Origin of the sequence: Candidatus Nanosynbacter sp. TM7-053 (assembly GCF_022828375.1) — a bacterium.
GTDB lineage: Bacteria > Patescibacteriota > Saccharimonadia > Saccharimonadales > Saccharimonadaceae > Nanosynbacter.
Genome location: NZ_JAJQJX010000002.1, coordinates 38,908 through 63,921, shown reverse-complemented (window position 1 = coordinate 63,921; position 25,014 = coordinate 38,908). Strand labels below are relative to the sequence as shown.

Here is a 25,014-nt window from a genome sequence, read left to right as displayed (position 1 = left end):
CGTTTTTAAAAGCGCAAGCATTTTTTTAATATATGTATCGATTCTGCGTTGGACGCAAGAATAAAGACTCTGTTGGACTAATCCTATCTACATTAGTACCATCACCGATTTGTCCTTCATTATTTAACCCCCAGCAGTACGAGCGTTTATTTGTCATAATAACACAGCCGCGGTTAGCTCCGGCTGACAAACTAACAATCCTCTCTCCCGCAGGCAGCCCGTCCTTAACTTGACTAGGTTTATATGTCCATATAATTCCGTCAGGAGGATTCTTATATTCCATGTTTGCCCCCAGTTGACCCATCTCATTATTTCCCCAGCAATACACTTCATTTTCTCCGCCATTATTCATTAAAGCACAAGAATGAGAAATACCAACCTCAACCTGCAAAGCCACCCCAGGCAAACCATGAACCAACTCCGGCTCAATATGCTTTTTAGGAGTACCACTCCCCAGAGATCCAGCCTGTCCGCGTCCAGCGCCACCCCAGCAATATACCCTGCCCGCATTGGCGATAGCGCAGGTGTGAGTTACATAATCAGGATCTTTTTCCCACCAATATCCATCCTGAGATATGTCGGTCACATCTTCCAATCCCCTAACTCGAGTAGCTCGACTATAATTATCGCCAGTTATTGGACCAACACCCAGCTGCCCAAACTTAGCCTGCCCCCAACAGTAAGCCCTTTTTTCAGTAGTTATAACACACATAGTCCGTGAACGAGATCCACCAGTCGATAACTTAGTGGCGGAATAATTATTAGGAATCCTGTTGAGTCCGCCCGAATTAATCATCGCTGGTACTGCGCTATAGCCAGGACTACCTGGACTACCGTAGCCTAATTGCCCCCTGTCATTCCCGCCCCAACAGTACACCTTACCTGATGCGATAGCACACGAAGTATCACCCGTCCCTCCAATTGCGCTAATTTTATCTCCAGAAAAATCCGAGATTGCAGCCGGGCTAACAACTTTAATCTCAATTGGTACAGCAGAATAGCTACCACCAAAATCACTATTGCCCAGTTGTCCAGATCTATTATCACCCCAACAATATATTCTCCTACCAGTACTCGATTTAGTTAATACACAACTATGGTGCTGTGCTGTAAAAACATCAATAATCTCGCCATTCCTCATATCACCAACAGAACGAACTTTCACTGGAATATTAGAGTTGCTGGTAGTTCCATCACCCAATTGCCCCATATTATTTTTACCCCAACACCATACATTATTCGACAGAATCGCACACGTACGGTTGGTGCCGCTTACTGTACGCGTTGCGTCAATATCAGCCGGCCAAGTAACTGATTTTTTTACAACAGCGACATAAGTCTTTAGAACAACACCGCTACCATTTGTTATTTCAACTCGACCCACAGATGAAATCTGAGCAGTAGCAGCTGACAAGGCTGCTCTTTTAGTTGACGCTTCCAAATCACCGACTTCAAAAGTCGTTCTTAACTTACTATTCTCAAATACATATCTATTACCAGGAAAAGTTACAGCCCCCTTGCAATTGGTTTCTGGGTGAAGTGGCCCAATCCCACCAGGAGCCGAACTCCATGATTGTTCAGCTTTATTAGCATCCAAACAAGCATTAGCGTAAGCCGTACCCGCCTCGCCAGCTTCTTGGGCTAATTTATAATAGTACTCTTCCTGAGAGTAAATATACGACTGAGTAACAACCCTCATGGCGCCAGCCAAAAGCGCCAATATAAAAGTGCTCATAAGTATGATCAGCACCAAGGAATAGCCATTTTTTTGTTGAATCATAGGTTATTTATCTTTCGTATTGTTAAGGTTTGCGAATCAGAAACTTGCTTGCTAGGTGATTGAATTGTCAGAGTAATTTCTACACTATCCGCGCCATCAAGAGCTTTCTTATCGCTATCTGGAGCGTCACTATTTTTGCTTATTAGCGTTTTTCCATCATAGTAATTAATCTTAAATTCCGAAACTCCAGTTGCCAAAATCGAATCCTCACGAAGCTTCATAGCTCGATCTTTAAACTTATCAGCATCCAGACTATTCATACAGAAATATCCCGCAGCAGACCCTGAGTATGGCGCTGGAGGATAACTGGAGAAATCAACTAAATCATTATAGATAGTCCGCCGATGCAGCTCTCTATTCTTCAAAAAATATATGACTATTTTTTTATACTTCGGCTGCTGAGTCTTATTTGCTCCACAGTCAAACTTCGGAGTTCTTAGATACACAATCTCCCTAGAATCAGCGCCGCGCCCCATATTTGCAGCATATTGAAGCAATATAAGTGAGTTCTTTTCGGGGTCAGTAATGGCGCTACTTGAATACGGATTACTTCTATATCCCCATTCCCTGGGCGTCGAGCCAGCGAAATTTTTATCCGTAGCAAAAGTATCTTCCCCATCGCGACTGCTCACCTTAAAGCGCGAAGCTTGACGTACGTCAGTTTCAATTGCATCCATGGAATTGTGCATATTTCGACTAATCTCGGCTTTTGCCTTGCTGATAGACGCACTTTGGTTTGCAGAAATTAACATCTGACTAAATACGCCGACAACCATTGCAATGATAACCATCACCATTGCCAATTCGACTACGGTAAAGCCCCCCTCATTAGAACGCCACATATGTCGCATGTACCACCTTCTTTCCACTACCCACACCAGAACTTGGCAATCCATACTCTACGATAGACTCCACTTTAACCGGCATCCCCAGGCTAACTGTTCCACTCTTACATCCGTATGGCGCTGATGCATATACTTCCTGCTTAACCGTTCCTGGTAACCCGTCAATATTACCCACACTTTCCTCAACTTTATATCTAGAACCCGGAGCCCTAAAGATTGGAGGAGGGTCTGTACATTTAAACCAAGACGGAGCGGAATCATTTGCGTAACGACGCATATTATTATATGCCAGAAGACTCGCCTTGTTGTACTGGGCATTCATGACTGATATTTGGCTAACTTGCGCTTGCATACTCAAAATAACAATCAAAAAAATACTAATTACAACCAACGTCACCGCTACCTCAACAATAGTAAATCCATCACTTTTTTCCGCTAGTCGCGCCATATACTATCCACCTTCTTCTCTACTCCTGTTGAAAACTCTTTATATATAATGCTATATTTCACACAAGTTACCGCTACAACATCAGACACAGGACTGGATGCAGGCTTCGTGCAATCGCCGTCATCCACATTCGAAGCTTCATACAATAACTCACCATTACTACCGCCAGCCCAATCACTACGATTACACTTGATCATCTCCTTTTTCAGAGAATCACTTCCTACAATTGACGAAAAATCCTTAATTAAATCAGCACAGGAGGGATATTCGTGTCCGATAGCACTAACATTTTTATACTTGTAATATCGCTCCAACCTCAAAGACAGCTCAGACACATCAGCCCTCTGCTCCTGATCTTTGGTTAAGTTCAAAAATCTTCCACCACCAACAAAGGCAATGCTAGCCAAAATTGCAACAACCACCACTACTATCGCCAATTCTATTATCGTATAGCCACCCGTCCCACGATTCATATCAATATTGTAGCGCAAATCTACAAAAAAGCATATGCTTATTATCGGGAAAGTTCTAGCGGCTCTTGCTCAATTTTTATACCGAACTTGTCAAAGACAATCTGTACAATTTCCTCACGAATCGCCGCCAAATCATCATATCCTGTTGCCGAATCGTTCACGAGTACCAACGCGTTCTTTTCGTAAACTCGCATGCCGTGACTGCGATAACCCCTTAAGCCAGCCTTATCTATCAACCAACCTGTCGGGATTTTATATCTTCCGTCGGACATCGCATAATTTGGAATGTCGCTATATTCTTTTTGCAATTCTTCCAATTTCCATTTTTCAACCAGCGCATTTTTGAAGAAAGAACCTGCACTTGGCAATTCCGCTGGATCTGGCAATTTTTCCGAACGAATATTAAGAACTGCCACGCGAATCACCGACAAATTGACCTCACGAATATCATTCTCGTCAATATATTTCTGCAAAGAAGCGTAATACGGCGGTTTCGGCTCTGATTTATTTAGTCGCAAAGTAATATTCAGAATGCAATATCGCCCTTTTTCCTTGTCGCGAAAAATGCTGTTTCGATAAGAAAAATCACATTCGTCAGCGGAAATAGTTACAATTGTGTCGGTTTTTGAATCGTAAGCTTCCAGACTAATCAACGTGTCGGCAATTTCTTGACCGTACGCCCCAACGTTCTGGACCGGCGCAGCTCCAGCCGTCCCAGGAATTCCCGACATAGCCTCAATTCCCTGAAGTCCAAGCTCAATAGCCTTCTCAACAACCTCATCCCAGACTTCGCCCGCACCAATTTTCACATCAGTTGTTTCGTCAGTTTCAGAGATAACCTCAAAACCTTTAATCTTATTCAACAGTACGATTCCCTCAAAAACCTCGTCATGCGTAATCACATTACTGCCACCACCCAACACAAAAATCGGCAAATTTTCCTTTCGGGCATTACGATATAGCGACACAACATCACCAGCAGAATCCGCTGTCGCCATATAGCGAGTCTCACCTCCCAATTTCATAGTTGTGTATTGTTTCAGTGATATATTAGTCATAACGTCCATGCATATAGTATATCATTTTACTCACACGTCATCTATGTTATAATAACTTCATACGCACCCGTAGCTCAGCGGATTAGAGTACTTGGCTTCGAACCAAGGGGTCGCAAGTTCGAATCTTGCCGGGTGTACCAAAATAGCTCGTCATTATGACGGGTTTTTATTTATAATGACAATCATAAAAACACTAGTCGAGCGGCTGAGCTAGCTATTCAATGGCGGATTTTGAATTCCTGACGGCATTTGCGCGGATTGCGAACCTAAAATTTGGCGAATTTGATCAGCGGTGATAATTGTAGTTGAGCCAGGCGCGACAGTTCCCGCCAGCATTTGCTTGGCGACAGTATTCTCGACAGCTCGCTGAACGACGCGGCGCATCGGACGAGCTCCCAATCTTGGATCATAGCCAGCCTCGACTAGCAATTTCTTACCTTCTTCCTCGACTGCAACTTGAATTTTTTGTGGCGCCAAAGTCTTATTAACTCCCGCTAAAATCAAATCAACAACCTGCAGCAACTCCTCTTTTCCTAGCGGACGGAACAAAACAATTTCATCAAAACGGTTCAAAAACTCTGGGCGGAATAAATTGGCATTAATCAACTCGTTAATAAATGTCTGCTCGAACTGCTCCAATTGATAGCCCCGCTCAATATATTCACGAATTCTATCCGCACCAGCATTTGACGTCGCAATTACAATCGTATCGCGAAAACTAATTTCTCGGTTATTTTCGTCACGCAATATTCCCTCATCCAAAAGCTGCAAAAGCGTCGTCAAGACCTGTGGATGAGCCTTTTCAATTTCATCCAAAAGCACGACAGAGAACGGACGCTTCTGTACTTGAGCGGTCAAACTTCCTGGGTCTCTCGCGCCATCCGCAATTAACCTAGCCACGTCATCCGGCCTGACAAATTCGTTCAAATCCAAGCGAATCATATTGCCTTCGCCGCCAAAATAAACATCCGCCAAAGCTTTCGAAAGCTCCGTTTTACCAACACCAGTCGGACCAAGAAACAGGAATGCGCCAATCGGTCGATTCTGATTTCTAACACCTGTACGCGCGCGGCGAATAGCGTCAGAAACAACTGTCACGGCTCGCGTTTGATTGATCATTCGCTGATGAATTAATGACTCCAAGTTTAACAATTTTTCCTTTTCGTCACTCAAAGATGCTACTGAAATTTTTATGCCAAGAGTCTTTTCAATTGCGTCATCCACAGACTGTGCGGTCACCAGCCCACCACTCGCATAACTTGCTGCTGCCTCCAAAATTTTCAACGCCTTACCTGGCATCACCAAATCTTGAACATAACGACCGCCAACACGATACGCCTCCGCCAGCGCCTGATACATATATGTCACTTTATGCTGCGCCTCAAATAAAACCAATTGATCGCGCATAATTTTCATAGTTTCGGGTTCATTTGACGGCTGAATTGCAATTGTGTTCAAAGCGTGAGCAAGCTGCGGCTTAGTCTGGGAAATTTGCAAAAATCGCTGATCGTCCATCGTTAAAATCGTCCTAAGTCTGCCTGCCTCCAGAATTGGCAATAACACATTACTCAGGTCAACCGAACCAACGCCTTCTTCGAAGAATAATTGCGCATTGTCCAGACATAAAATCACGTTTTTCGACAGAAAAGCTTCGTTCAAAATCATCGTGACTAGATTTTCCAATTCCCCGCGACCCGACGCCACGCTAATCAACGAAGACGCATCCAGCATAAAAACTTGTTGATACATCAGCGAACCAGGAACGCCTCGATGTCCGTCAATCAGCATTTCCGCAAACGCCGACACGACGGTGCTTTTTCCCGCACCGTCAGCACCAACCAGCGTAATATTCTGCCGCCCGCCAGAACTAAACGTTTTAAGCATCTGCCCCAACGCTTCCTCATGCGCAGCCAACTTAGTTGTAAACGCGCCGCCAGATACACTGACACTAATATTCTGAGCAAATCGACTCAGCAGTGGCGTATAACCAAAAGACCAATCCCTAGCAATTCCGCCCGTATTTAGCGGCTTCTCTTTATATTGGTCAATCAGCGCCTTGATTCGCTCATACCATCGAATAGCCTCCTCGATATCATGAAAATCGATCTTCATATTCGCCAGCAAAGAATCATGTTGCGGCAACTGCTTAACTATTGCCGCCGCCAAAACTGCACTAGTGATCTTTGGGCTATCTGTGCTCTTCCAAATATCAATTGCCGCTTTCCAGACCAGCTCAGTCCTATCAGGATCGTCAACGGAAATATTGCTCAAAAAATTCGGCGTTAAGCCTAATCGCACCGACAAAAACTGACCGGCTCGCGTGCCTGTAATCGCCTCGGCAATATCAATCGGCGTCGGTCTGCGCGGCAATTTACCCAAAACGTCCGCCGCCATCACATCGTCAATTGTCTTAGGATTTTTACTAATTTCTGCCGTCTTAAGATCTTTTTCCCACCAAATCGACACCATAATCATCGGACCACTCAGACCAAATAATAGCCAACCAATCGCCCCGTGTTCAATCAACGACCACAAACCAAGTAGAACCATCATAATGCCGACAGCTATCGCCACGATATGCCAAGCATTACCAAACCTTACAGAAAATCGCGCCTTCTGAGCCCGCAAACTGTCGTAATTAAATCTCGGCTCTATTTCCATACAGAAACTCCCATTTGCCATAAAATAATTCCGATAAACGGCATCAGCGGCAGCGCCAGCCACATAATAATTCCTACAATCATCCATAAAAATCGTAGCAATATCATCAATATCCCGACAATTATCACCATGGAGCGCACCACCGCACCAATTGCTCGCGAGAACATTTTGTCAAAAAACGCAGATAGCTGCACAGATAAGTCGCCGCCAACTGGAGCAGCTGAAATCTGGCGAAACGGATTGAATAAGGTTTTCAAAAGTAGCCCGACTGAGAAAAAATCCGCGGTTCGTAAAACCCCCAGAAAACTTTGTCGGATATATTGCAACAAGCCATTGCCATACCACCACTGAAAGATACCCACCAAAAACATATTGATATTGTAGCACATCGGCCCGGCAGAGTATAATAGACAATATGGCAAGACAGATGATTAGTACTATTATTGGCAAAAGCGTCAAGAAAGTCGCTAAATTACGCGGTGGCGGTTCAGCCTTGCCGGGTTTGGTGATTGAAAAAATTGACCCAAAATTTATTCAGAGAACGTTGGCAGATTTGCCGCAAGGCGTGGTGATTATCAGCGGAACTAACGGAAAAACGACTACGACAAAAATTGTTGTAGAGTTGTTGGAATCGGTCGGATTGAAAGTCTTCACTAATCGTACTGGTAGCAATTTTTCCCGAGGCGTGGCAGCAGCGCTACTCGATGAGGTTAATATCCGCGGCAAGCTGGACGCTGATATTGCGGTTCTGGAACTGGACGAGGCTTGGGCGGTTAAATTCGTGCAAATTGTTCGTCCGCGCTTTTCCCTGCTTCTGAATGTTATGCGCGATCAATTGGACAGATTTGGAGAAATTGACAATACAGCCGCATTGCTTCAAAAAATCGCTGAAGCCACCAGCGACACTGTCGTTCTCAACCGCGACGATCCACGAATTTTTAAGATTAGCGAACATATTCAGGCTAAAAAAGTTTTCTTCGGTACAACCAGCGAATTACTTCAATTGATGCCAACGGACGACACCCTAAAATACGGAAACGCAGTCGCAAATCAAAGCGTGACGGCCGATGTTTTATTGAAAAAGATTAACGCTCAACAGGCTACTTTTCAAATTGACAATAAAGAAATTGACGTAGATCTGCAACTCACTGGAGTTTACAATCTTCTCAATGCGGCGGCAGCGGTTGCCCTGGCTCGACAAATAGCGGGACCGGAAATTACCGATACGATTTTATCTGCGTTGAAAAACATAAAGCCGGCGTTTGGTCGTGGCGAAACGATCTACCTGAATGGCACGCCAATTGAGCTTATTTTAGTGAAAAATCCAAGTGGCTTTCGGTTGGCGCTTCTGTCGTTTGCCAAAAATAATAGTGCTACGATGATCGCTGTTAATGACAATTACGCCGACGGACGAGATGTAAGTTGGTTCTGGGACGTCGATTTTTCGCTATTAAAAAACGTAGCGATGATCAGCGGTGCGCGTGCTTACGATATGGCTTTGCGACTTCAATATGACGACATTTTAATTGGGAAAATTGACACCAATATTTCGAAAGCTCTGGAGGATTTCATTAATGTCAATCCCGATGAGCCAAAACAGATTTTTTGTAGCTACACAGCCATGACAGCAATTCGTCGCCTACTGAGCGAAAAAACCGACGTGGAGGAAATATCATAATGAAAATAACAATTGCACAACTTTACCCGCGAGATATGAATCTTTATGGCGACTGGGGCAATACACTAGTCCTGAAAAAACGATTAGAACGACGCGGCTTCGAAGTTGAGATTATCGATCACAATCCAGGCGATTCAACGGATTTTTCTAAAATTGATATTTTTGTTGGCGGCGGCGGACAAGATTCTGGGCAGACGATTATCCAAAACGACCTTCTAGCACGGGCTGACGAACTGCGACAATTAGCAAAAGACGGCGTGCCGATGTTGATGATTTGCGGAATGTACCAATTATTTGGTCGATTTTTCCGAACGCTCAAGGGCGAGGAAATTGTTGGCGCTAACATTCTGCCAATTGAAACGATTGCTGGCGACGAGCGGATGATTGGCAACATTGTCATCAAAAGTCAGGAATTTGGAGATATCGTTGGCTATGAAAATCACAGCGGACAAACTTTCTTAGATAAGACCGCCAAACCTCTTGGGCAAGTTATTAAAGGCGCCGGCAATAATATGACCGACGCAAACGAAGGTGCTCGCTACAACAACATAATTGCTACCTATCTTCACGGTCCGATTCTGCCCAAAAACCCGCAAATTGCAGATTTTCTTATTGGCGAGGCGCTAGAGCGACGCGGCGTAAGTTCGGATTCGGGGCTGGAAAAAATTGACGATACTTTGGCGGATAAAGCGAGAGAGATAGCGTTAAAATTATCCAGATAATTCATGAAAAAAATCCGTATATATCTTAAAAAGCTATATGCATTTCTTCATAAAATGCCCGGTTGGATTTGGCTAATTCCAATCTTAATTTTAGCCGTCAACGTTCGACTTACCTATTTAACAAAAGCCAACATTTGGCACGATGAAGGATATACGGCGGCCATCATTCAGCAGCCGATCAGGGAAATTATCACCATTACAACCACGGACGTCCACCCGCCACTTTATTACGTTATCATGCACGTTTGGCAATCGATTTTCGGCAATTCCGTAGCTTCGCTCAGAGGATTTAGTGTTACATGCGGAGTTCTGACGATTGCCCTATTATTTCTATTACTCCAAAAACTTTTCTCTAAAAGAATCGCCGTATTTGGAAGTTTTTTAGCAGCGCTAGGACCGTTCTTAATTCGCTATAGCGACGAAGCTCGAATGTATGCGCTGGCGGCACTTTTGGCTGTAGCAATGACATACGCATTTGTCTTGGCGGTCGAGCGCAAAAATAAGAAGTTCTGGTGGGCGTTATACGGGATTTTAGTGGCACTCGGTCTTTATACACAATATTTCCTAGCATTAATACTACCCGCGCATTTCGCATATATATGGCTAAAACTTGGCGGAAATCGCACTGCCATAAAAAATATATTTAAGGACAAAAACGTTTGGCTTGCCGCAGGAACATGCTTTTTACTATTCCTCCCCTGGCTACCAGTTATGATCTCCCAAACCAGCCGAGTAAGTGGCGGCTTCTGGATCCCCGAAGTTACTAAATTTACCATCCCGACAACATTATCAATGTTCTTAACTTACGACGACAGAATTGTCCGCTATTTTGGGTTGCTACTGCCGCCAATTATAGTCGCAGTTTCATTCATTCTAGCCAAAAAACGCCCAAAATACCAAGCAGCAATTTGGATTTTAACAATTTGGTTACTGTTGCCGATGATCATCGTTTACATACTCAGCCAGGGTCGACCAGTCTACTTAGACCGATATTTCACTTATTCAGCGCCGGCGTTTTACGGCTTGATTGCGGTATTCATCGGGCTTATTTTTTCTAATAAAAAATGGTGGTCTATTGGAATATCTATCATTCTGACGTTATTTATCGGTCATTACATGTGGCATATCGGCGGTAAAAATATCGTAGAATCATCCTGGAATAGCACCAACACAGCCATGAATCATATAAATGAAAATATCCAGAGTAGTGATGTTATTATTTCTGGCGAGATCTACACTTATTTTCATACTTCCTATTACAACCGCACAAATAAAGAAATTATACTCCTGAAGCCGAAAGAAGAGCTAGGTTGGGTTGGCGAATGGGGATTAATTAAGAAACTAAATACTCCAGAAATTAGTTCTTTAGAGTCAGTAAAATCTCCAAGAGTCTGGCTTATTCTTCGCGAAAAAACATATGACGAATATAAAAAACAAGTTCCGCCATATTGGCAACTAAAGCAAGAATTCCATGATGGCGACTTGATTATTGGATTATATGTGAATAAGCTTTAATTCTCTTTATCACTGCTATCGTCAAGACCGAGCCACTTTTTCACGGTATCTGGAGTAACTTCGTCTAGATACGGAAGATGCTCCAACAAAGCGGCCTCATAATCGGGTGTCCGTGGATAGTATGTCATTTGTGCCACGCCTATAACCGTGCGCGATCCAGGCAATCCCGGCTTAAATATCTCCGAATATGGAGGAAGGTAATCATCGTCTTCGGGGGGGGTATCTCCACTACTCTTCTGTGATGAATTATATTCGACACTCATGATACTTTATATAATAACAGATGACTTAAAAAAAATAAAATAGCCGACCAAACTTTCAGCTATTTTAATACTTCGAATGATCATTAAGTTGGTCGGGGTGAAAGGACTCGAACCTTCGACCTCACGGTCCCAAACCGCGCGCGCTAGCCAACTGCGCCACACCCCGAAGATATCTCTATCATTCGTTCTGATCTATCTTAACATATATCACTAAATAAGTACAGAATAAATTTGCAAACAAACTTTTATATCTCATGAAGCATAAAAATAACTTGGCAAGTAGCTTACTTCAGGATAAGATATATTGTATGAATTACACAAAACCGTATACACCTCCAACGTTAACCGTGGATGCAGTAATTTTTCAAGTAAACAACAATACCCTGGAAGTGCTATTATTAAAACGACCGAATGAACCTTTTAAAGGAGAATGGGCCCTCCCTGGAGGGTATAACGCCAAGGGCGAGACAACTACAGACGCGCTCGAACGTATAGTTTTCCAAAAGACAGGCATAAAAATTAAAGACGACCTACGATACATTGAACAGCTTTACACTTTCGATACGATTAGTCGTGATCCGCGAGGACATGCAGTATCTGTAACCTACATGAGCTGTGGACGCAATATTACATACAATGAAGATTTAGAAGTGGCATTTTTTGACGTAAATAAAATACCAAAACTAGCATACGATCACGCCAACATCATTAAATACGCTAAAGAACGCCTAATTGCCAAAATGACATACACCAATTCGGCATTTGCTTTTCTGGATCGAAGATTTACCTTAACACAATTGCAAACAGTTTACGAGATAGTTTTTGGTCGTGAATTTGACAAGCGTAATTTTCGAAAAAAATTCCTCAGCTTAAACTTAATTCATGAAACTAATGAGTTGTGGCGAGATGGCGCGCATCGTCCAGCAAAATTATATGAATTCAATTCAAGTAAGCTCGAGAATTTAGATCGTAGTTTAGACTGATCTCCTTGTAAAAATCTAGAAAATTTATATTTTTCATAAATTAGTGTTGACAATACAATAACTGACTATTAGACTAGATAGTAAGTGTAAACTATACATTAAGTAAGGAGGATTTTAGTATTATGGAAAAGTATAGCTATATATTTGTCGGGGTTGATCCACAAAATGATTTTATCGATGGAAGTCTTGCTGTTGCCGAAGCAGAGCAAATCATTGAGCCCATCAATTCTATCGTCGACGAAATACGAAAACATGACGGCACAGTTGTATTCACCCGAGACTGGCACCCCGAAAAAACACCACATTTTGACAAATGGCCAGTTCACTGCGTAACTAACACCAGAGGAGCCAATTTTCACAAAGACCTAAATATTCAGCCTAGCGATATTATCATCAATAAAGGTACCAGTCAGACAGACGGATACTCTGGCTGGGAAGGTAGAAGCGACAAAGGCGAAACTCTAGAATCTATCATAACGCCAAAAACACCCAATGAAAAAGTTAAAGTACTTCTCGGCGGATTAGCAACAGATTTTTGCGTAAAATCTACCGCCCTAGATATCTCCGAACATTTCAAAGATGACAGGCGTGTTACTACATACTTACTTATAGACGCCATCCGCGCTGTAGGATTAACTCCAACAGCCGAAGAAGAAGCATTATCCGCAATGAAGGAGGCTGGAATATTAGCAATATCGACTGAAGAAGCAAAGAAGATGGTTCAGGGGGCAATTTAAATGGAGAAGGGCTCAAAAATATCACAAGGATTAGATTATTACAAAGTAACTATGGGGATGAACGAGTTCTTAAAACATCCTGAAGCAGAAGTTACTTTCACACTGAAAAATCGCTCCCCTAATCTATTATCCGAATTTGTATCCCCAGTAGAATTACAGGATAGGCTAAATGAGTTAGCTGAAGGATGGCGGCCTGATGAAATAGCCTACTTAGCCGGACTACAAAACCAAGACAGCAAAGCGACATTTTCGCAAGAATACCTTGATTTCCTAATAAGTAATCCCTTGCCTCTGGTCAATATCGGATATGATAAGCGCGGCGACCTAGCGGTTGAGGCTACGGGAAAATGGCCCCTAGTTACATTCTGGGAAACCGTTATCATGAGTGAGATAAATGAAATATATTTTCGTAACAAACTCGCACGTGAAGGTTACTCTTTGGAAGAAGTGTATGCCGAAGGAGATCGCCGGTTAGACGAAAAAATCAAATTATTAAAGAGCCGCCCAGACATTAAATTTTCTGATTTCGGCACAAGGCGACGTTTTAGTTATGATTGGCATAGGCACGTAATTGAAAGAGTTGCAAATGAGCTCCCTGACAATTTTGTCGGAACTTCAAATATATACTTGGCGCATAAACTAGGGTTAAAACCAATTGGAACTTTTGCGCACGAAATGCCAATGGTCTACGCTGCACTGGCAGATAAAGCCGGAGACAACCCGCTGAGTGGCCATAATCAGGCGCTAAAAGATTGGCAAGGTACATATGGTAACGAACTATCAATTGCCTTAACTGATACATTTACAACCGACTTCTTCTTTGCTGACTTTACGCCCGAACAAATGACTTCGTGGAAAGGACTACGACACGATTCTGGCGACCCAATAGAATTTGGAAATAAGGCTATTGAAATTTACAAAAAGAACGGAATTGATCCTTTAGAGAAAACTATCGTCTTTAGTGACGGACTTGATGTGGATGAAATTATTCGGATAGCTGATTACTTTAAGGACAAAATAAATGTAACATTCGGCTGGGGTACAACTTTAACTAACGACCTTGGAATTACACCCAATAACTTTGTTATGAAAGCCACAGAAGTCGATGGAGTGCCTACGGTCAAATTGAGCGACACTCCTGGCAAACATACAGGTCCAGGCGATAAAATTAGAAAGTATCGTGAACACGTAAAAGCAGCTTTGGCTGAAAATGCACTGAATAATACTCTAGTTACTATATGAAAAAACAATGCCAATATCTATAAATCGTAAATTATGGTATGACGGTCCAAATTACACCGCAGACAGCGTAATAATCAGCCCAATCGCACAAAAAATCCTTTTGATAAAACGATCTAGCGGAGAATGGGCACTACCTGGAGGATTCGTCAACCCTGAAGAGGATTCTTTTACGGCAGCAATTCGCGAAACAAGAGAAGAAACTGGAACGATAATTAGTGACAGTCCAATATTAATATACAAAGGGCTTGTTAACGATCCACGCAACAGCCAGACGTCATGGATTGAAACTAGTGCGTATCTGTTCGTAGTCAACGAACTATCAGAGGTGTCAGGACGAGACGACACTATCGACGCAGCCTGGCTACCACTCAATAATTTGCCTAAATTATACGCATCGCATGATGAAATAGTAGCCAGAGCTATTGATTATTTGTCTTGTCGGTCGCTAATTAAGATAGCAGAGTTTTCCGAAAATTATCGCAATATTAACGGCGGCCATATGCAATACGACAAAATTATCGCCACAAAAAATGATCATTCGGTATTTATTAAGCGAACATCGACTAAATACGATAATATTAAGCGAAATAGACTGCGCCAATATCTGAGAAAAGAAGCGTTCACGATATCTTATCTGCGCTGTCATGGATATAGCGGAATCCCATCCAGATCAATACTGCGAGACGATGATACTTTCATCATGGAGACAATGACGCCCAACGAAGGTTGGCTATGGCGAGCAAAGAGCGAAACACTAGGCGCTTATATCAAATCAGCGAAGGAAAAATTTGACGAGTTGGAAAATATACCAGTGCTACCTGATACTTTTGATATCGAATCATCACGTGATAGTTTTATTAAAGAAGGGTGGGCTTCGTTAGACGAGCAGAAAATAGCTAAATTGAGAGAGTTGTCATTAGGATTCTTAGACAGATTAACGCCTCATAGCCAAAATATAACTAAGAAATTATTGGCAGACTTACCCGCCTTACTAAATGCCGGAGGTCGACATAGCGATATAAAAAAATTAGTTTTTTGTCATCATGATATTCGTCAATCAAATATGGCTTGGCACCCCAAACACGGCACTAAGTTGATCGACTGGAGTTGGTCTGGACCTGGAGAATCCGGTAGTGACATCACTAGCCTACTAATCGACCTACATAAAAGCGGTCATAATATTTCAAACTATTACAAAGAAATAAATTTAGATCACTGCCTAACCTTAATGGGTTTCTGGCTAAACCATGCAACGTGGCCATATCGCGGCGACGACACTCTTAGATTTCAACAATTTTTATCGGCGTTAAGTGCGTACGAAATATATACAACTATTTAAGCATTCACGGCTTCAATCTCAACCGACAGTACTTCTTTTTTGATTGGCAAAGATTGACCAGGATCGAACGTATAAACCAATAATTGACCAAATGGCATTTCTACATTCGCCATCTCGGCTTCTGGAACTTGGTCAAGATGTTTAATTAAAGCCCGAATAGAATTGCCGTGAGCCACCAATAAAATATTCTCACCATTCTGCAATTTCGGCAAAATCTCTTGCTCAAAATATGGAACAACCCGCACATAAACATCTTTCAAAGTTTCGCCGCCCGGCACTGGATAATCCCAACCGCGTCGAATACCATTAAAAGCCTCTTCGCCAATCTCCGCTTTAACTTCCCATTTATTTTTTCCAGTCAAATCGCCATAATCACGCTCGTTTAACTCAGTTGCATGCGTTGTTGGTAGATTTTCTACACCACAGCCTTCGAGTAGTGCGGCCAAAGTTTGCTGTGTACGTTTTAATGATGAAGTGTAAGCTTCATTAAATGACAGACCTTTCAATAAAGCGCCCAATCGCACGGTGTCATTGTGACCTTTTTCCGTCAAATTAACATCCGTCCAGCCAGTCCACTTACCGAGCAGATTCCACTCGCTCTCACCGTGTCGACTAATAACTAATATTCCCATTATTTCCCTCCAATCATCGGCGCAAAAAATTCTACAACTTCTTTTTTCACGCCGTCATTATCAATAATTTTCGTATTTACGTAACCGAATTTATCAATTGCCCAAAATCTGATTACCCAGAGTAGCGACATGTCTTCAAAATCAACCTCATTTTTGGCGATAAATTTGCTGGCCACAATTTCCGATTCCTGCAATTTTATCTCAGAAAAAGCATCGTTTTCTAACTTTGTAAAAAACACAAATTGATGTGTCAAAAACTCATCAGAATGACGCGAAGCAACCATGGCAAGTTTCAGATCCTTAGGGTCGACTTGAATATCAACTTCTTCTTTCACCTCGCGCACCGCCGCTTCTAGCGGAGATTCTCCAGCGTCAACAATGCCACCAGGCAGTGACCAATGGTCTTTATAGCCAGCCTTGACGATCAATAACTCGCCCTGCTCATTTTCAATCAACACCGCCGCACTAGAAAAACGTCTGCCCAAACTTGCCAACCAAGCCCGTCGCTCTTCATCTGTAAATTTCATTATTTAGCAAACTCAATTGCTCGCGTTTCGCGAATCACGTTAACCTTAATCGTGCCAGGATATTGCATTGTCGACTCAATTTTCGTCGCAATATCTCGCGCCAATTTAATCGCCGACAAATCATCAATCGTCTGAGGCTTCACGATCACACGAACTTCACGACCAGCAGAAATCGCGTAAGCCTTATCAATTCCCTCAAAACTCGTAGCGACATTTTCCAAATCGCGCATTCGCTCTGCAAAATTCTCAGCAGAAACGTTACGCGCACCTGGACGTGCAGCCGAAGCCGCGTCGCAAACTCGAACAATAATCGCTTCCGGTGTCGTTGCCTCGATATCATCGTGGTGTGCTTCGATTGCGTGGACAATTCTCTCGTCCATACCATATTTACGAGCCAATTCCGCCCCAATATGATGATGTTTACCCTCAATTTTATGCGACACCGCCTTGCCAACGTCATGAAGGAGTGTGGCAATTTTTGTAATGCGCACGTCCGCACCAATTTCCTCAGCAATCATTCCAGCAATTTGCGCCATCTCAGTCGAATGCTTCAAGACGTTCTGACCGAAGCTGGTGCGAAACTTCAATTCACCAAGTAACAACAACATCTCCTTCGGAATCCCAACTACGCCAGTTTCACGCATAGCATCCTCACCGGCTTGTCGAACCTCTTTTTCAATCTGTTTTTTAGCTTTAGCAACCACCTCTTCAATACGCGCAGGATGAATACGGCCGTCCTTCATCAGCATCTCAAGACTCAAGCGAGCCACTTGTCGGCGAACAGGATCAAAACTCGACAAAATAATCATGCCGGGTGTATCGTCAACTAAAATATCTACGCCAGTTTCACGCTGCAGCGCCTGAATATTACGCCCTTCCTTACCGATAATTCGACCCTTCATCTCGTCATCGGTCAGCTTGACCGCAGTCACCGTGCGCTCGGCAGTCACCTCACTGCTCATTCGTTCCATTGCAGTCACTAGGATCATTTGCGCTCGCTCTTCAGCGTCATCCATTGCGTCATGTTGTAGTTTCGACACCAAACCAACCAAGTCTTGCTTAATGTCACGCTCAGTCATCTGCATTAACTTATCGGCAGCGTCTTTTTTCTTCAATCCAGCGATTTTTTCCAATTTCTCTTGCTGTCTGGAGCGGATGTCGCGAATTTCATTTTTAAGATTATCAACTTCATCCTCATGCGCGCGCAATTTTTCTGCTCGTCGATCAAGCTCCTCCAATTTATTATCCAGAGTCTTCTCGCGATCCGCCAAACGATTTTCGGTCTTTTGCCATTCCTTGCGACGTTCATTTTCAATCTTAAGCGCCTCGTCTTTAGCTTTTAGGACAATATCGCTCGCCTTAGTTTTTGCATCCGCCAGATCTCGCTCAATCTGATTTTTACCGTTAATTTGGCGAGTTCGCTGATATCCAACAAGACCAGCAACGCCCGCGCCAGCTCCAACAGCCGCGGCAATAATTACTTCTATCATTATCATTCCTTTCCGATCAGCCGCCCCTGAGTGTTCGTCTCAAGGAAAAATATCAACAGCCGATCAACTTCAAACTATCTAATTCGGCGAATCAAAAATCACAAACCGCCGTAATTTAATTATACACGGTTTTGATGGTTTGGGCGATAAAAATTATTTTCGCGGCGCAGTGATATTCGCAGCAGCACCGTACTCTGGCATAACAATTTTTTCGTTCTCACCAGAACGCAATTTGTCCAAAGCCAAATCACGCCAATTATCACCCATCGCACCAACAATAGAAATATTCAAACTGTCCGCCAAGGTATTCACAACCGTCAAACCAATTCTCAGTCCCGTAAAACTTCCCGGCCCTTTCATCACGCCAATGCCGCTTATCAGATGCAAATCGCCAGTCTTTTCTTCCAAAAATTTCAACAAATTCCGCGCCAACGTTCGCCCAGCTTCCCATTCAAAATCCTGACGATTTTCTCCATTGACTATTGTTAAAAAACATGTTGATGTTGAAGTGTCTAATAAAATTATCACGCCATATTCTCCTTTATTTTTCTCAAAAGTTCATCAGATTTTTTGCCGCCAAGATAAAATTCCACAAGCCGTTCTTCTTCGCTAATCGCAGTAATTTTTATCACCAACCGATCACTCGGTAATGCATCATCGACAGCGCCAGCCCATTCAACTACAACCACCGAATTAGAAGCCGCCACTTCGCGAATCTCCTCGCTCATAATTCCAGCATTTCCCAATCTATAAAAATCGTAATGCGCCAAACTCAGACCGCGAGGTGAATCGTACACGCGTGAAATCGTGAAAGTTGGGCTCTGAACTGGCTCGTCAATCTCTAAAGCCTGCGCAATTCCCTTTGTCAATGTAGTTTTACCCGCGCCAATATCACCGACTAATTCCAGAACTTCCCCACCGGAAACAGCCCGACCAATTGCCGCGCCCAATTCTCGCATTTTCTCTTCACTAGAAATATTCACTCTTATATTATACTATGCTAGCTTTTTTTTGGCGATGATAGTACAATAACCATAAGAGTTATGCGTGTTTCAGACCAGACAATCGAGAGCATTCTGAAACAAGGTGGGGTTGTTGATGAGCCACAGCTTGCTGATTTAAAATTGATCGCTGAACGGTCGAAGCAAACATTGCAAGAAACCGCTATTGAACAAAAAGTCATTTCTGAGGAAGATTTGACAAAGTTGATCGGCGATTATATCGGTGTGCCTTTCGTGCGAATTGAGCCAAAGGATATTCCCGAAGATATATTAAAGCGAATTCCCGAACATATCGCGCGCCAGTACAACGTTGTGCTTTTTGAGAAAAATGAGGATAATAGCCTGTCTCTTGCAATGGAAGACCCAGACGACGTGCAGGCGTTGAACTTTATTCAGAAAGAAATTGGCTACAACACTAAGGTTTTCCTAGCGACAAAAAGCAACATTTTGGACTGTTTGGAAAATTATCGCGGTAATATCAATGCCGAACTTGACGAAGTTATTGCGGTACAAAAAGACGCTTCCGCCGAAGACCAAAACGTTAGCCAAGACGATTTTGCGGAAAATTCACCAATTGCCCAAACTGTTAATTTGTTACTGGAATACGCTATAAAATCCAACGCTTCCGACATTCACATTGAACCGCGCGAGGATTACGTTCAGGTTCGTTATCGAATTGACGGTGTTTTGAAGGAAGTTAATAAATTGCCACGAAACGTTCACGGTGCTTTGGTGAGTCGTATTAAGATTCTATCTAATTTGAAAATTGACGAACGCCGCGTGCCGCAGGACGGACGATTTAAGATAAAAGTTTCAGGAAAACAATATGCGCTTCGTGTTTCGACATTGCCAATTGCTGACGGCGAAAAGGTGGTCATGCGTATTTTGGACGAATCGAACCAGGCCGTTAAACTGGATCAGCTTGGCTATTGGGGCTTGTCGCTCGCAACGGTAAAGGATGCAATGGCCCAGCCGAACGGAATGATCCTGGTGACTGGACCAACTGGATCGGGAAAATCGACCAGCTTGTTCAGCGTCTTGTCGGAACTCAATACTCCAGATGTCAATATTTCCACAATTGAAGACCCAGTAGAATATAAAATCCCAGGAGTTAATCAAACCCAAACCAACGCCAAAGCTGGAATGACCTTCGCATCAGGACTAAGGGCGCTACTTCGCCAAGACCCAAATATCATCATGGTCGGAGAAATTCGTGACGGCGAAACCGCAAACCTTGGTGTTCAAGCGGCGCTGACCGGGCACTTGGTGTTCTCCACTCTACACACAAATAACGCTGCGACATGTTTGCCACGTCTGCTAGATATGGGAATTGAGCCATTCTTGATCGCTTCAACCGTGAAGGCGGTGATTGGACAGCGACTAGTTAGGCGCCTATGTATGAATTGCCGCCAAGAATACACTCCAAACGAAGAAGAAATAAAATATATCACCGAGATGTTTAAGATAAACACCGAGTCGATTAAAAAAATTCACAACCTCGAAGAACAGGCTTTTGAGGATAAAATTGGCGGCGACACGCCTATGGGATCAACAGATTCAGGAATTGAACGATTATGGAGGCCGAATCCAGAAGGTTGTGACGAGTGTGGACATAATGGATTCAAGGGTCACGTTGGTATTTACGAGGTTCTTGGCATATCCATCCCTATCCAAAAAATGATTACCGCCAACGCCACCAGCAACGATATTCAAGATCAAGCGATTTCCGAAGGCATGGTGACAATGCAGATGGACGGACTTATTAAATCACTGCGCGGGATCACCACCGTGGACGAAGTTTTGAGGGCAACAAGGGAGTAACATTATGCCAATTTTTGAATATTTGCTTGTCAATAAAAAGAAAGAGACTGTCTCTTCAACAATTGAAGCGGCCGACAAACTATCTGCCATTAATAATTTGAGGTCACGCGGACAATTGATAAAAATTGAAGAAAAAGGCGCAAAAAAAGAGCTTAGTTTTTCTTTCGGCAAGAAAAAGAAAGGCGCCAAGACTGAAGAATTGGTGATGTTTACTCGCCAATTAAGTGCCATGGTTTCAGCTGGCGTTCCTATTCTTCGTTCCCTTAACTCTATGGCAAAACACGCCGAAAGCGCCAATTTCCGAGACACGATCAACGCCGTAATTAAAGACATTGAAGGCGGTATGTCTTTCGCGGATGCTCTGAGTAAACATCCAGAAACCTTCAATGATATTTACGTGAACATGGTTGCCGCGGGTGAAACTGGAGGTATTTTGGATGACATCTTGAAGCGCCTGGCTCTACAACAAGAAAAAAACTCATCCATGAAGAAAAAAATTAAAGGCGCCATGACATACCCGATCGTACTTTTAATCATTACGATCATCGCCTTCTTTATCCTGATGATCTTCATTATTCCAGTCATCGGTAAAACCATTAAAGACATGGGCGGACCTGACGCCAAATTGCCACTTCTTACTGAAATTATGCTCGGAATTAGCGATTTCGTAGTGTCGTTTTGGTATATAATCATTCCAATATTTGTCGGAAGCATTTGGCTATTGATTCGCTATATTAAAACCCCAAAAGGTCGCGTAAAATTTCACAATATCATCATCAAAGTTCCAGCTGTCGGACCAATTGTTAAAAAGGTGGCAATCGCTCGCTTTACTCGAACCTTCTCCGCTCTTATCGGCGCGGGCGTGGCTGTACTTGAAGCATTAGACGTAACTTCGCGCGCTGTCGGAAATGTCGCCTACGAAAAGTCCCTAAAAGAAGCCACTAAGCGAGTTCAAAACGGTGAAGTCTTGTCAAAAATTATCGCCGAACGAGATGATTTATATCCGCCGATTGTTGCGCAAATGTTATCTGTCGGCGAAGAAACTGGACAAACAGACAAGGTTCTAGTTAAAGTCGCTGACTTTTACGAAGAAGAAGTTGATACCGCGATTGACGGCGTTAGCTCTATTATCGAGCCAGTAATGATTGTCGCAATGGGTGTTGTCATTGCCCTGGTGGCGGTTAGTGTTATGGGTCCAATTACAAGTATGGCGGGTCAAGTTAAGGAATAATAGTTTTTCAAAAAAGCTTATGTTATAATACCGATATATAGGTGGGAAAATAATAACGTGTCGAGCATATTTTATAGAAAAAAACCAATTATCGGCCTAGATATCAGCCGAACAAGCATAAAAGTAATGTCGATTGATAGAAATCGGATGCTAGTTCATGGGTATGGATCGATTAACCTCGATTCTCAAAAAAGCGACGGAAATTCTGCAGACAACACTGAATATTTGGCGCAGAATATCAAAACGTTATTGAAGAAAAACGTCGTAGGACAAATTAACAGCAATCGCGTAGCGCTAGGCATACCAACCAACCGAACATTCTCGCGAACATTTAGTCTACCTGTGAAAGAAGAAAGCAATATTCGCAGTGCGGTAAATTTGGAAGCCGAACAATACATTCCAGCGCCATTAGATTCTCTTTATTTGGACTATCGAATCATCAATCGCACGAAAGATGAACTTAGTGTGCTAATGTGTGCCGCACCGAAGAAAATGATTGACAGCATGTTAGACGCCACAAAACAATGCGGCCTGGAAGTTGCAATAATTGAGCCGAATATCAGCGCAATCGCTAGACTTCTGAAGCGCACAGAAGAAGGAATGCTTCCTACTGTTATTGTCGATATAGGCACATCAACTACAGATATTGCAATTCTAGATTCTGATATACGTGTGACGGGCGGCTTAAATGTTGGCGGCTATTCACTCACCTTAAATTTAGCTAAAAAAATGAATGTACCAATTGAGACAGCTCATCAATTTAAGGTCTTAAACGGATTAAACCCCGGCCCAAGGCAAGCCAGAATCGCAGGAGCCTTGCGCCCAAGTTTGGAAAAAATGACCAACGAAGTTAAGCGCGTTATGCGATATTACACAGACCGCTTCCCTGATGAGAGAAAAATCGAGCAAGTTCTCATAGTTGGCGGCGGCGGTAATCTTCCAGGAATTGGTGATTTTTTCACAAACGAGTTATTAATGCCAGCACGCGTGGCAAGTCCGTGGCAAATGCTCAATTTCGACGGACTAGATCAGCCAGCAAAACAGCTTCGCTCCCAGCTGTCACCAGTTGCGGGACTAGCCTTAATCAAGCAGGAGGATATTTATGATTAACCTTCTCCCTCCTCAAGAAAAAAAGCAAATCAGCGCCGGACGAGTAAATGTCATCTTAAGACGATACTGCATCATATCATTGATATTTGCAGGTTTGCTATTCTTAACTATTGGCGGATTTTATCTATTCTTAGAAAATAGCCGCACCTCAGCTCAAGCTAACATCGACGAAGGAAATGCCAAACTTGCTCAATATCAATCGACGCAAAAAGAAGTTAGCGAGTTTAAGAAAGACCTCGACTCAGCCAAGGTAATCATCAACAGCGAAGCTCATTACTCTACAATTATTCCAAAAATTGCACAATATATACCATCAGGCATGGTTTTGGATTCTCTGACACTAGACACTTCAGCGTTAGATAAACCATTGTCATTAACAGCTCTCGGAAAGAATAAGGATGACGCTATTCGAATAAAAACTAGTTTAGAAAAATCAGAGATATTTAGCGACGTTCACTTGGAGACTGTTGTTTATAGCGGCGGCAACCAATCGTCAGACAAACCTGCGGATTATCCAATTACTATAACAATTAGCGTTACGCCAAAGCCAGAGGTCTTAAAGCAATGAAAAAAGTTCTAAATGCCAGTATCGCGCGAATCATCTTGTCGTTATTATTGCTCATAATATTGTCAGCAATGGTAGGACTAGTTATTTTCGCCTATTCATTCTTAAGTAAAACATCAGAAGAAGTTGGAAAAATGCAAACAGAAGCGATTGCAGTTGATGCAAAAATACAAAGTTTGCTAGCGTCAAAATCTCAGCTCGATCGCAATTCCGACACAGTTAAAAAAGCAAAGAATATCGTCTCAGAATCGAAACTTTATCAATATCAAAATCAGATCATCCAAGATCTAAATACCTACGCCGACCGCGCCGGCATTCCGATTAAATCTTTCTCTTTCCAAAACGAACCAACAACTTCTGCTAAGACAACGACACCTAGCAAGCAAACATCCACCAGCCCTGCTGGAGTAAAAAGCACTTTCGTATCAATTCAATTGGGAGATCATATAGATTACACGAAATTTCTACATTTCCTTAGTCTTATTGAAAAAAATGTCACTCGAATGCAGCTTTCAGGCGTGTCAATCTCCAGAGGTGCAAATAATCATGAAATATCAATCCAATCACTTGAAGTAAAGGTTTATACACGATGAGTCCATCAATATCAGAACAGCTCGAGCCAATCGTAAAATCACTGTCCAAATTCCTGTGGCGATTTCATGTGATAATATATAGCGTTGTCGTAATCGGAGGCGTAGCAATCGCGATATTTCTTTTGAGTGGACTTTTAGCAGTTCCTACCGAAGAACCACAAACCGCATCAATAAGCTTCGATAAAAAAACCATGAAAATTATTAAAGACTTCCGACCGTCAACTTCAGCAAACGACTCATTTAGTCTGCCGGCTGGTCGCTCCAATCCGTTTGCCGAATAGAACGTAACCGTTTATAATA

The 25,014-nt window shown here is 42.8% G+C and carries 26 protein-coding genes and 2 tRNA genes; 14 read left to right on the top strand and 14 right to left on the bottom strand.

The features are described 5' to 3' along the window. Positions 1–25: 25 nt before the first annotated feature. From LRM50_RS03265 to murB, 5 genes are read right to left on the bottom strand one after another with little or no spacing between them, the layout of a single operon-like run. A complete protein-coding gene (locus LRM50_RS03265) occupies positions 26–1,780 on the bottom strand; it encodes an RCC1 domain-containing protein (protein ID WP_243809857.1) in 1,755 nt (584 codons plus the stop codon). Next, entirely contained in the window at positions 1,777–2,622 is an 846-nt protein-coding gene (locus LRM50_RS03260; RefSeq protein ID WP_243809856.1) for a type II secretion system protein, read from the bottom strand. The genes LRM50_RS03265 and LRM50_RS03260 overlap by 4 nt, the downstream gene beginning before the upstream one ends. Further along, entirely contained in the window at positions 2,609–3,073 is a 465-nt protein-coding gene (locus LRM50_RS03255) for a type IV pilus modification PilV family protein (protein WP_243777982.1), read from the bottom strand. The genes LRM50_RS03260 and LRM50_RS03255 overlap by 14 nt, the downstream gene beginning before the upstream one ends. Continuing rightward, positions 3,061–3,546 carry a prepilin-type N-terminal cleavage/methylation domain-containing protein gene (locus LRM50_RS03250; RefSeq protein WP_243809855.1) on the bottom strand — a complete coding sequence of 162 codons (486 nt, stop codon included), beginning with the start codon at positions 3,544–3,546 and terminating at the stop codon, positions 3,061–3,063. The genes LRM50_RS03255 and LRM50_RS03250 overlap by 13 nt, the downstream gene beginning before the upstream one ends. Before the next feature lie 41 nt (positions 3,547–3,587). After that, the gene (gene murB, locus LRM50_RS03245) at positions 3,588–4,613 is read right to left on the bottom strand and encodes a UDP-N-acetylmuramate dehydrogenase (protein WP_243809854.1); all 1,026 of its coding nucleotides are present in this window, start codon (positions 4,611–4,613) and stop codon (positions 3,588–3,590) included. A gap of 54 nt (positions 4,614–4,667) precedes the next feature. On the opposite strand from murB, the gene LRM50_RS03240 reads away from it, so the two are divergent. Then, positions 4,668–4,744: transfer RNA gene (locus LRM50_RS03240), tRNA-Arg, on the top strand. Between the two features lie 70 nt (positions 4,745–4,814). On the opposite strand, the gene LRM50_RS03235 is transcribed toward LRM50_RS03240, so the two are convergent. Then, positions 4,815–7,265, bottom strand: a complete 2,451-nt coding sequence (locus LRM50_RS03235; RefSeq protein WP_243809853.1) for an AAA family ATPase — start codon at positions 7,263–7,265, stop codon at positions 4,815–4,817. Then, positions 7,256–7,654 carry a hypothetical protein gene (locus LRM50_RS03230; protein WP_243809852.1) on the bottom strand — a complete coding sequence of 133 codons (399 nt, stop codon included), beginning with the start codon at positions 7,652–7,654 and terminating at the stop codon, positions 7,256–7,258. The genes LRM50_RS03235 and LRM50_RS03230 overlap by 10 nt, the downstream gene beginning before the upstream one ends. A gap of 26 nt (positions 7,655–7,680) precedes the next feature. Here LRM50_RS03230 and LRM50_RS03225 point away from each other — a divergent pair, with 26 nt between their 5' ends. Genes LRM50_RS03225 through LRM50_RS03215 form a run of 3 tightly spaced genes read left to right on the top strand, consistent with a single transcriptional unit; the run spans position 7,681 to position 11,180 of the window. After that, on the top strand, positions 7,681–8,943 hold the full coding sequence (locus LRM50_RS03225; RefSeq protein ID WP_243809851.1) for a Mur ligase family protein: 1,263 nt from the start codon (positions 7,681–7,683) through the stop codon (positions 8,941–8,943). Then, positions 8,943–9,665 (top strand): type 1 glutamine amidotransferase, encoded by a 723-nt coding sequence (locus LRM50_RS03220; protein WP_243809850.1) that lies wholly within the window; start codon positions 8,943–8,945, stop codon positions 9,663–9,665. The genes LRM50_RS03225 and LRM50_RS03220 overlap by 1 nt, the downstream gene beginning before the upstream one ends. A 3-nt stretch (positions 9,666–9,668) precedes the next feature. Further along, on the top strand, positions 9,669–11,180 hold the full coding sequence (locus LRM50_RS03215; RefSeq protein WP_243809849.1) for a glycosyltransferase family 39 protein: 1,512 nt from the start codon (positions 9,669–9,671) through the stop codon (positions 11,178–11,180). On the opposite strand, the gene LRM50_RS03210 is transcribed toward LRM50_RS03215, so the two are convergent. Together LRM50_RS03210 and LRM50_RS03205 are read right to left on the bottom strand one after the other, a co-directional pair. Next, the gene (locus LRM50_RS03210) at positions 11,177–11,443 is read right to left on the bottom strand and encodes a hypothetical protein (RefSeq protein WP_243809848.1); all 267 of its coding nucleotides are present in this window, start codon (positions 11,441–11,443) and stop codon (positions 11,177–11,179) included. The two genes, LRM50_RS03215 and LRM50_RS03210, sit on opposite strands and share 4 nt — an antisense overlap. A gap of 89 nt (positions 11,444–11,532) precedes the next feature. Further along, positions 11,533–11,609 (bottom strand) — tRNA-Pro (locus LRM50_RS03205). Between the two features lie 142 nt (positions 11,610–11,751). On the opposite strand from LRM50_RS03205, the gene LRM50_RS03200 reads away from it, so the two are divergent. The 4 genes from LRM50_RS03200 to LRM50_RS03185 all read left to right on the top strand — a co-directional run bounded on the left by LRM50_RS03200 (position 11,752) and on the right by LRM50_RS03185 (position 15,744). After that, on the top strand, positions 11,752–12,426 hold the full coding sequence (locus tag LRM50_RS03200; protein WP_243809847.1) for an NUDIX hydrolase: 675 nt from the start codon (positions 11,752–11,754) through the stop codon (positions 12,424–12,426). 122 nt (positions 12,427–12,548) lie between these two features. Then, positions 12,549–13,163 carry an isochorismatase family protein gene (locus LRM50_RS03195; protein ID WP_243809846.1) on the top strand — a complete coding sequence of 205 codons (615 nt, stop codon included), beginning with the start codon at positions 12,549–12,551 and terminating at the stop codon, positions 13,161–13,163. Further along, positions 13,164–14,405, top strand: coding sequence for a nicotinate phosphoribosyltransferase (gene pncB / locus LRM50_RS03190; RefSeq protein ID WP_243809845.1), 1,242 nt, complete (start codon positions 13,164–13,166; stop codon positions 14,403–14,405). A gap of 7 nt (positions 14,406–14,412) precedes the next feature. Continuing rightward, the gene (locus tag LRM50_RS03185) at positions 14,413–15,744 is read left to right on the top strand and encodes an NUDIX domain-containing protein (RefSeq protein ID WP_243809844.1); all 1,332 of its coding nucleotides are present in this window, start codon (positions 14,413–14,415) and stop codon (positions 15,742–15,744) included. On the opposite strand, the gene LRM50_RS03180 is transcribed toward LRM50_RS03185, so the two are convergent. The 5 genes from LRM50_RS03180 to tsaE all read right to left on the bottom strand — a co-directional run bounded on the left by LRM50_RS03180 (position 15,741) and on the right by tsaE (position 19,376). After that, complete coding sequence (locus tag LRM50_RS03180; protein WP_243809843.1) at positions 15,741–16,376, bottom strand: 2,3-bisphosphoglycerate-dependent phosphoglycerate mutase; 636 nt, start codon at positions 16,374–16,376, stop codon at positions 15,741–15,743. The two genes, LRM50_RS03185 and LRM50_RS03180, sit on opposite strands and share 4 nt — an antisense overlap. Then, complete coding sequence (locus LRM50_RS03175; RefSeq protein ID WP_243809842.1) at positions 16,376–16,903, bottom strand: NUDIX domain-containing protein; 528 nt, start codon at positions 16,901–16,903, stop codon at positions 16,376–16,378. The genes LRM50_RS03180 and LRM50_RS03175 overlap by 1 nt, the downstream gene beginning before the upstream one ends. After that, positions 16,903–18,393 carry a ribonuclease Y gene (gene rny, locus LRM50_RS03170; RefSeq protein ID WP_129744440.1) on the bottom strand — a complete coding sequence of 497 codons (1,491 nt, stop codon included), beginning with the start codon at positions 18,391–18,393 and terminating at the stop codon, positions 16,903–16,905. The genes LRM50_RS03175 and rny overlap by 1 nt, the downstream gene beginning before the upstream one ends. 153 nt (positions 18,394–18,546) lie before the next feature. Next, positions 18,547–18,921, bottom strand: a complete 375-nt coding sequence (locus LRM50_RS04035; RefSeq protein WP_243809841.1) for a tRNA threonylcarbamoyladenosine biosynthesis protein TsaB — start codon at positions 18,919–18,921, stop codon at positions 18,547–18,549. Continuing rightward, positions 18,918–19,376 (bottom strand): tRNA (adenosine(37)-N6)-threonylcarbamoyltransferase complex ATPase subunit type 1 TsaE, encoded by a 459-nt coding sequence (gene tsaE / locus LRM50_RS03160; RefSeq protein ID WP_243809840.1) that lies wholly within the window; start codon positions 19,374–19,376, stop codon positions 18,918–18,920. Before tsaE ends, LRM50_RS04035 begins: the two co-directional genes overlap by 4 nt. A 60-nt stretch (positions 19,377–19,436) precedes the next feature. Between tsaE and LRM50_RS03155 the strand changes: the two genes are divergently transcribed. From LRM50_RS03155 to LRM50_RS03130, 6 genes are read left to right on the top strand one after another with little or no spacing between them, the layout of a single operon-like run. After that, positions 19,437–21,215, top strand: coding sequence for a GspE/PulE family protein (locus LRM50_RS03155; protein WP_243809839.1), 1,779 nt, complete (start codon positions 19,437–19,439; stop codon positions 21,213–21,215). A 4-nt stretch (positions 21,216–21,219) separates the two neighbouring features. After that, on the top strand, positions 21,220–22,446 hold the full coding sequence (locus LRM50_RS03150) for a type II secretion system F family protein (protein ID WP_146475581.1): 1,227 nt from the start codon (positions 21,220–21,222) through the stop codon (positions 22,444–22,446). Between the two features lie 57 nt (positions 22,447–22,503). Next, positions 22,504–23,556 (top strand): type IV pilus assembly protein PilM, encoded by a 1,053-nt coding sequence (gene pilM, locus LRM50_RS03145; RefSeq protein ID WP_320412747.1) that lies wholly within the window; start codon positions 22,504–22,506, stop codon positions 23,554–23,556. Then, positions 23,549–24,124 (top strand): PilN domain-containing protein, encoded by a 576-nt coding sequence (locus LRM50_RS03140; RefSeq protein WP_129631554.1) that lies wholly within the window; start codon positions 23,549–23,551, stop codon positions 24,122–24,124. The genes pilM and LRM50_RS03140 overlap by 8 nt, the downstream gene beginning before the upstream one ends. Beyond that, entirely contained in the window at positions 24,121–24,714 is a 594-nt protein-coding gene (locus LRM50_RS03135) for a hypothetical protein (RefSeq protein WP_243809837.1), read from the top strand. Before LRM50_RS03140 ends, LRM50_RS03135 begins: the two co-directional genes overlap by 4 nt. Further along, positions 24,711–24,995 carry a hypothetical protein gene (locus LRM50_RS03130; RefSeq protein ID WP_243809836.1) on the top strand — a complete coding sequence of 95 codons (285 nt, stop codon included), beginning with the start codon at positions 24,711–24,713 and terminating at the stop codon, positions 24,993–24,995. The genes LRM50_RS03135 and LRM50_RS03130 overlap by 4 nt, the downstream gene beginning before the upstream one ends. The last annotated feature ends 19 nt before the right edge of the window (positions 24,996–25,014 follow it).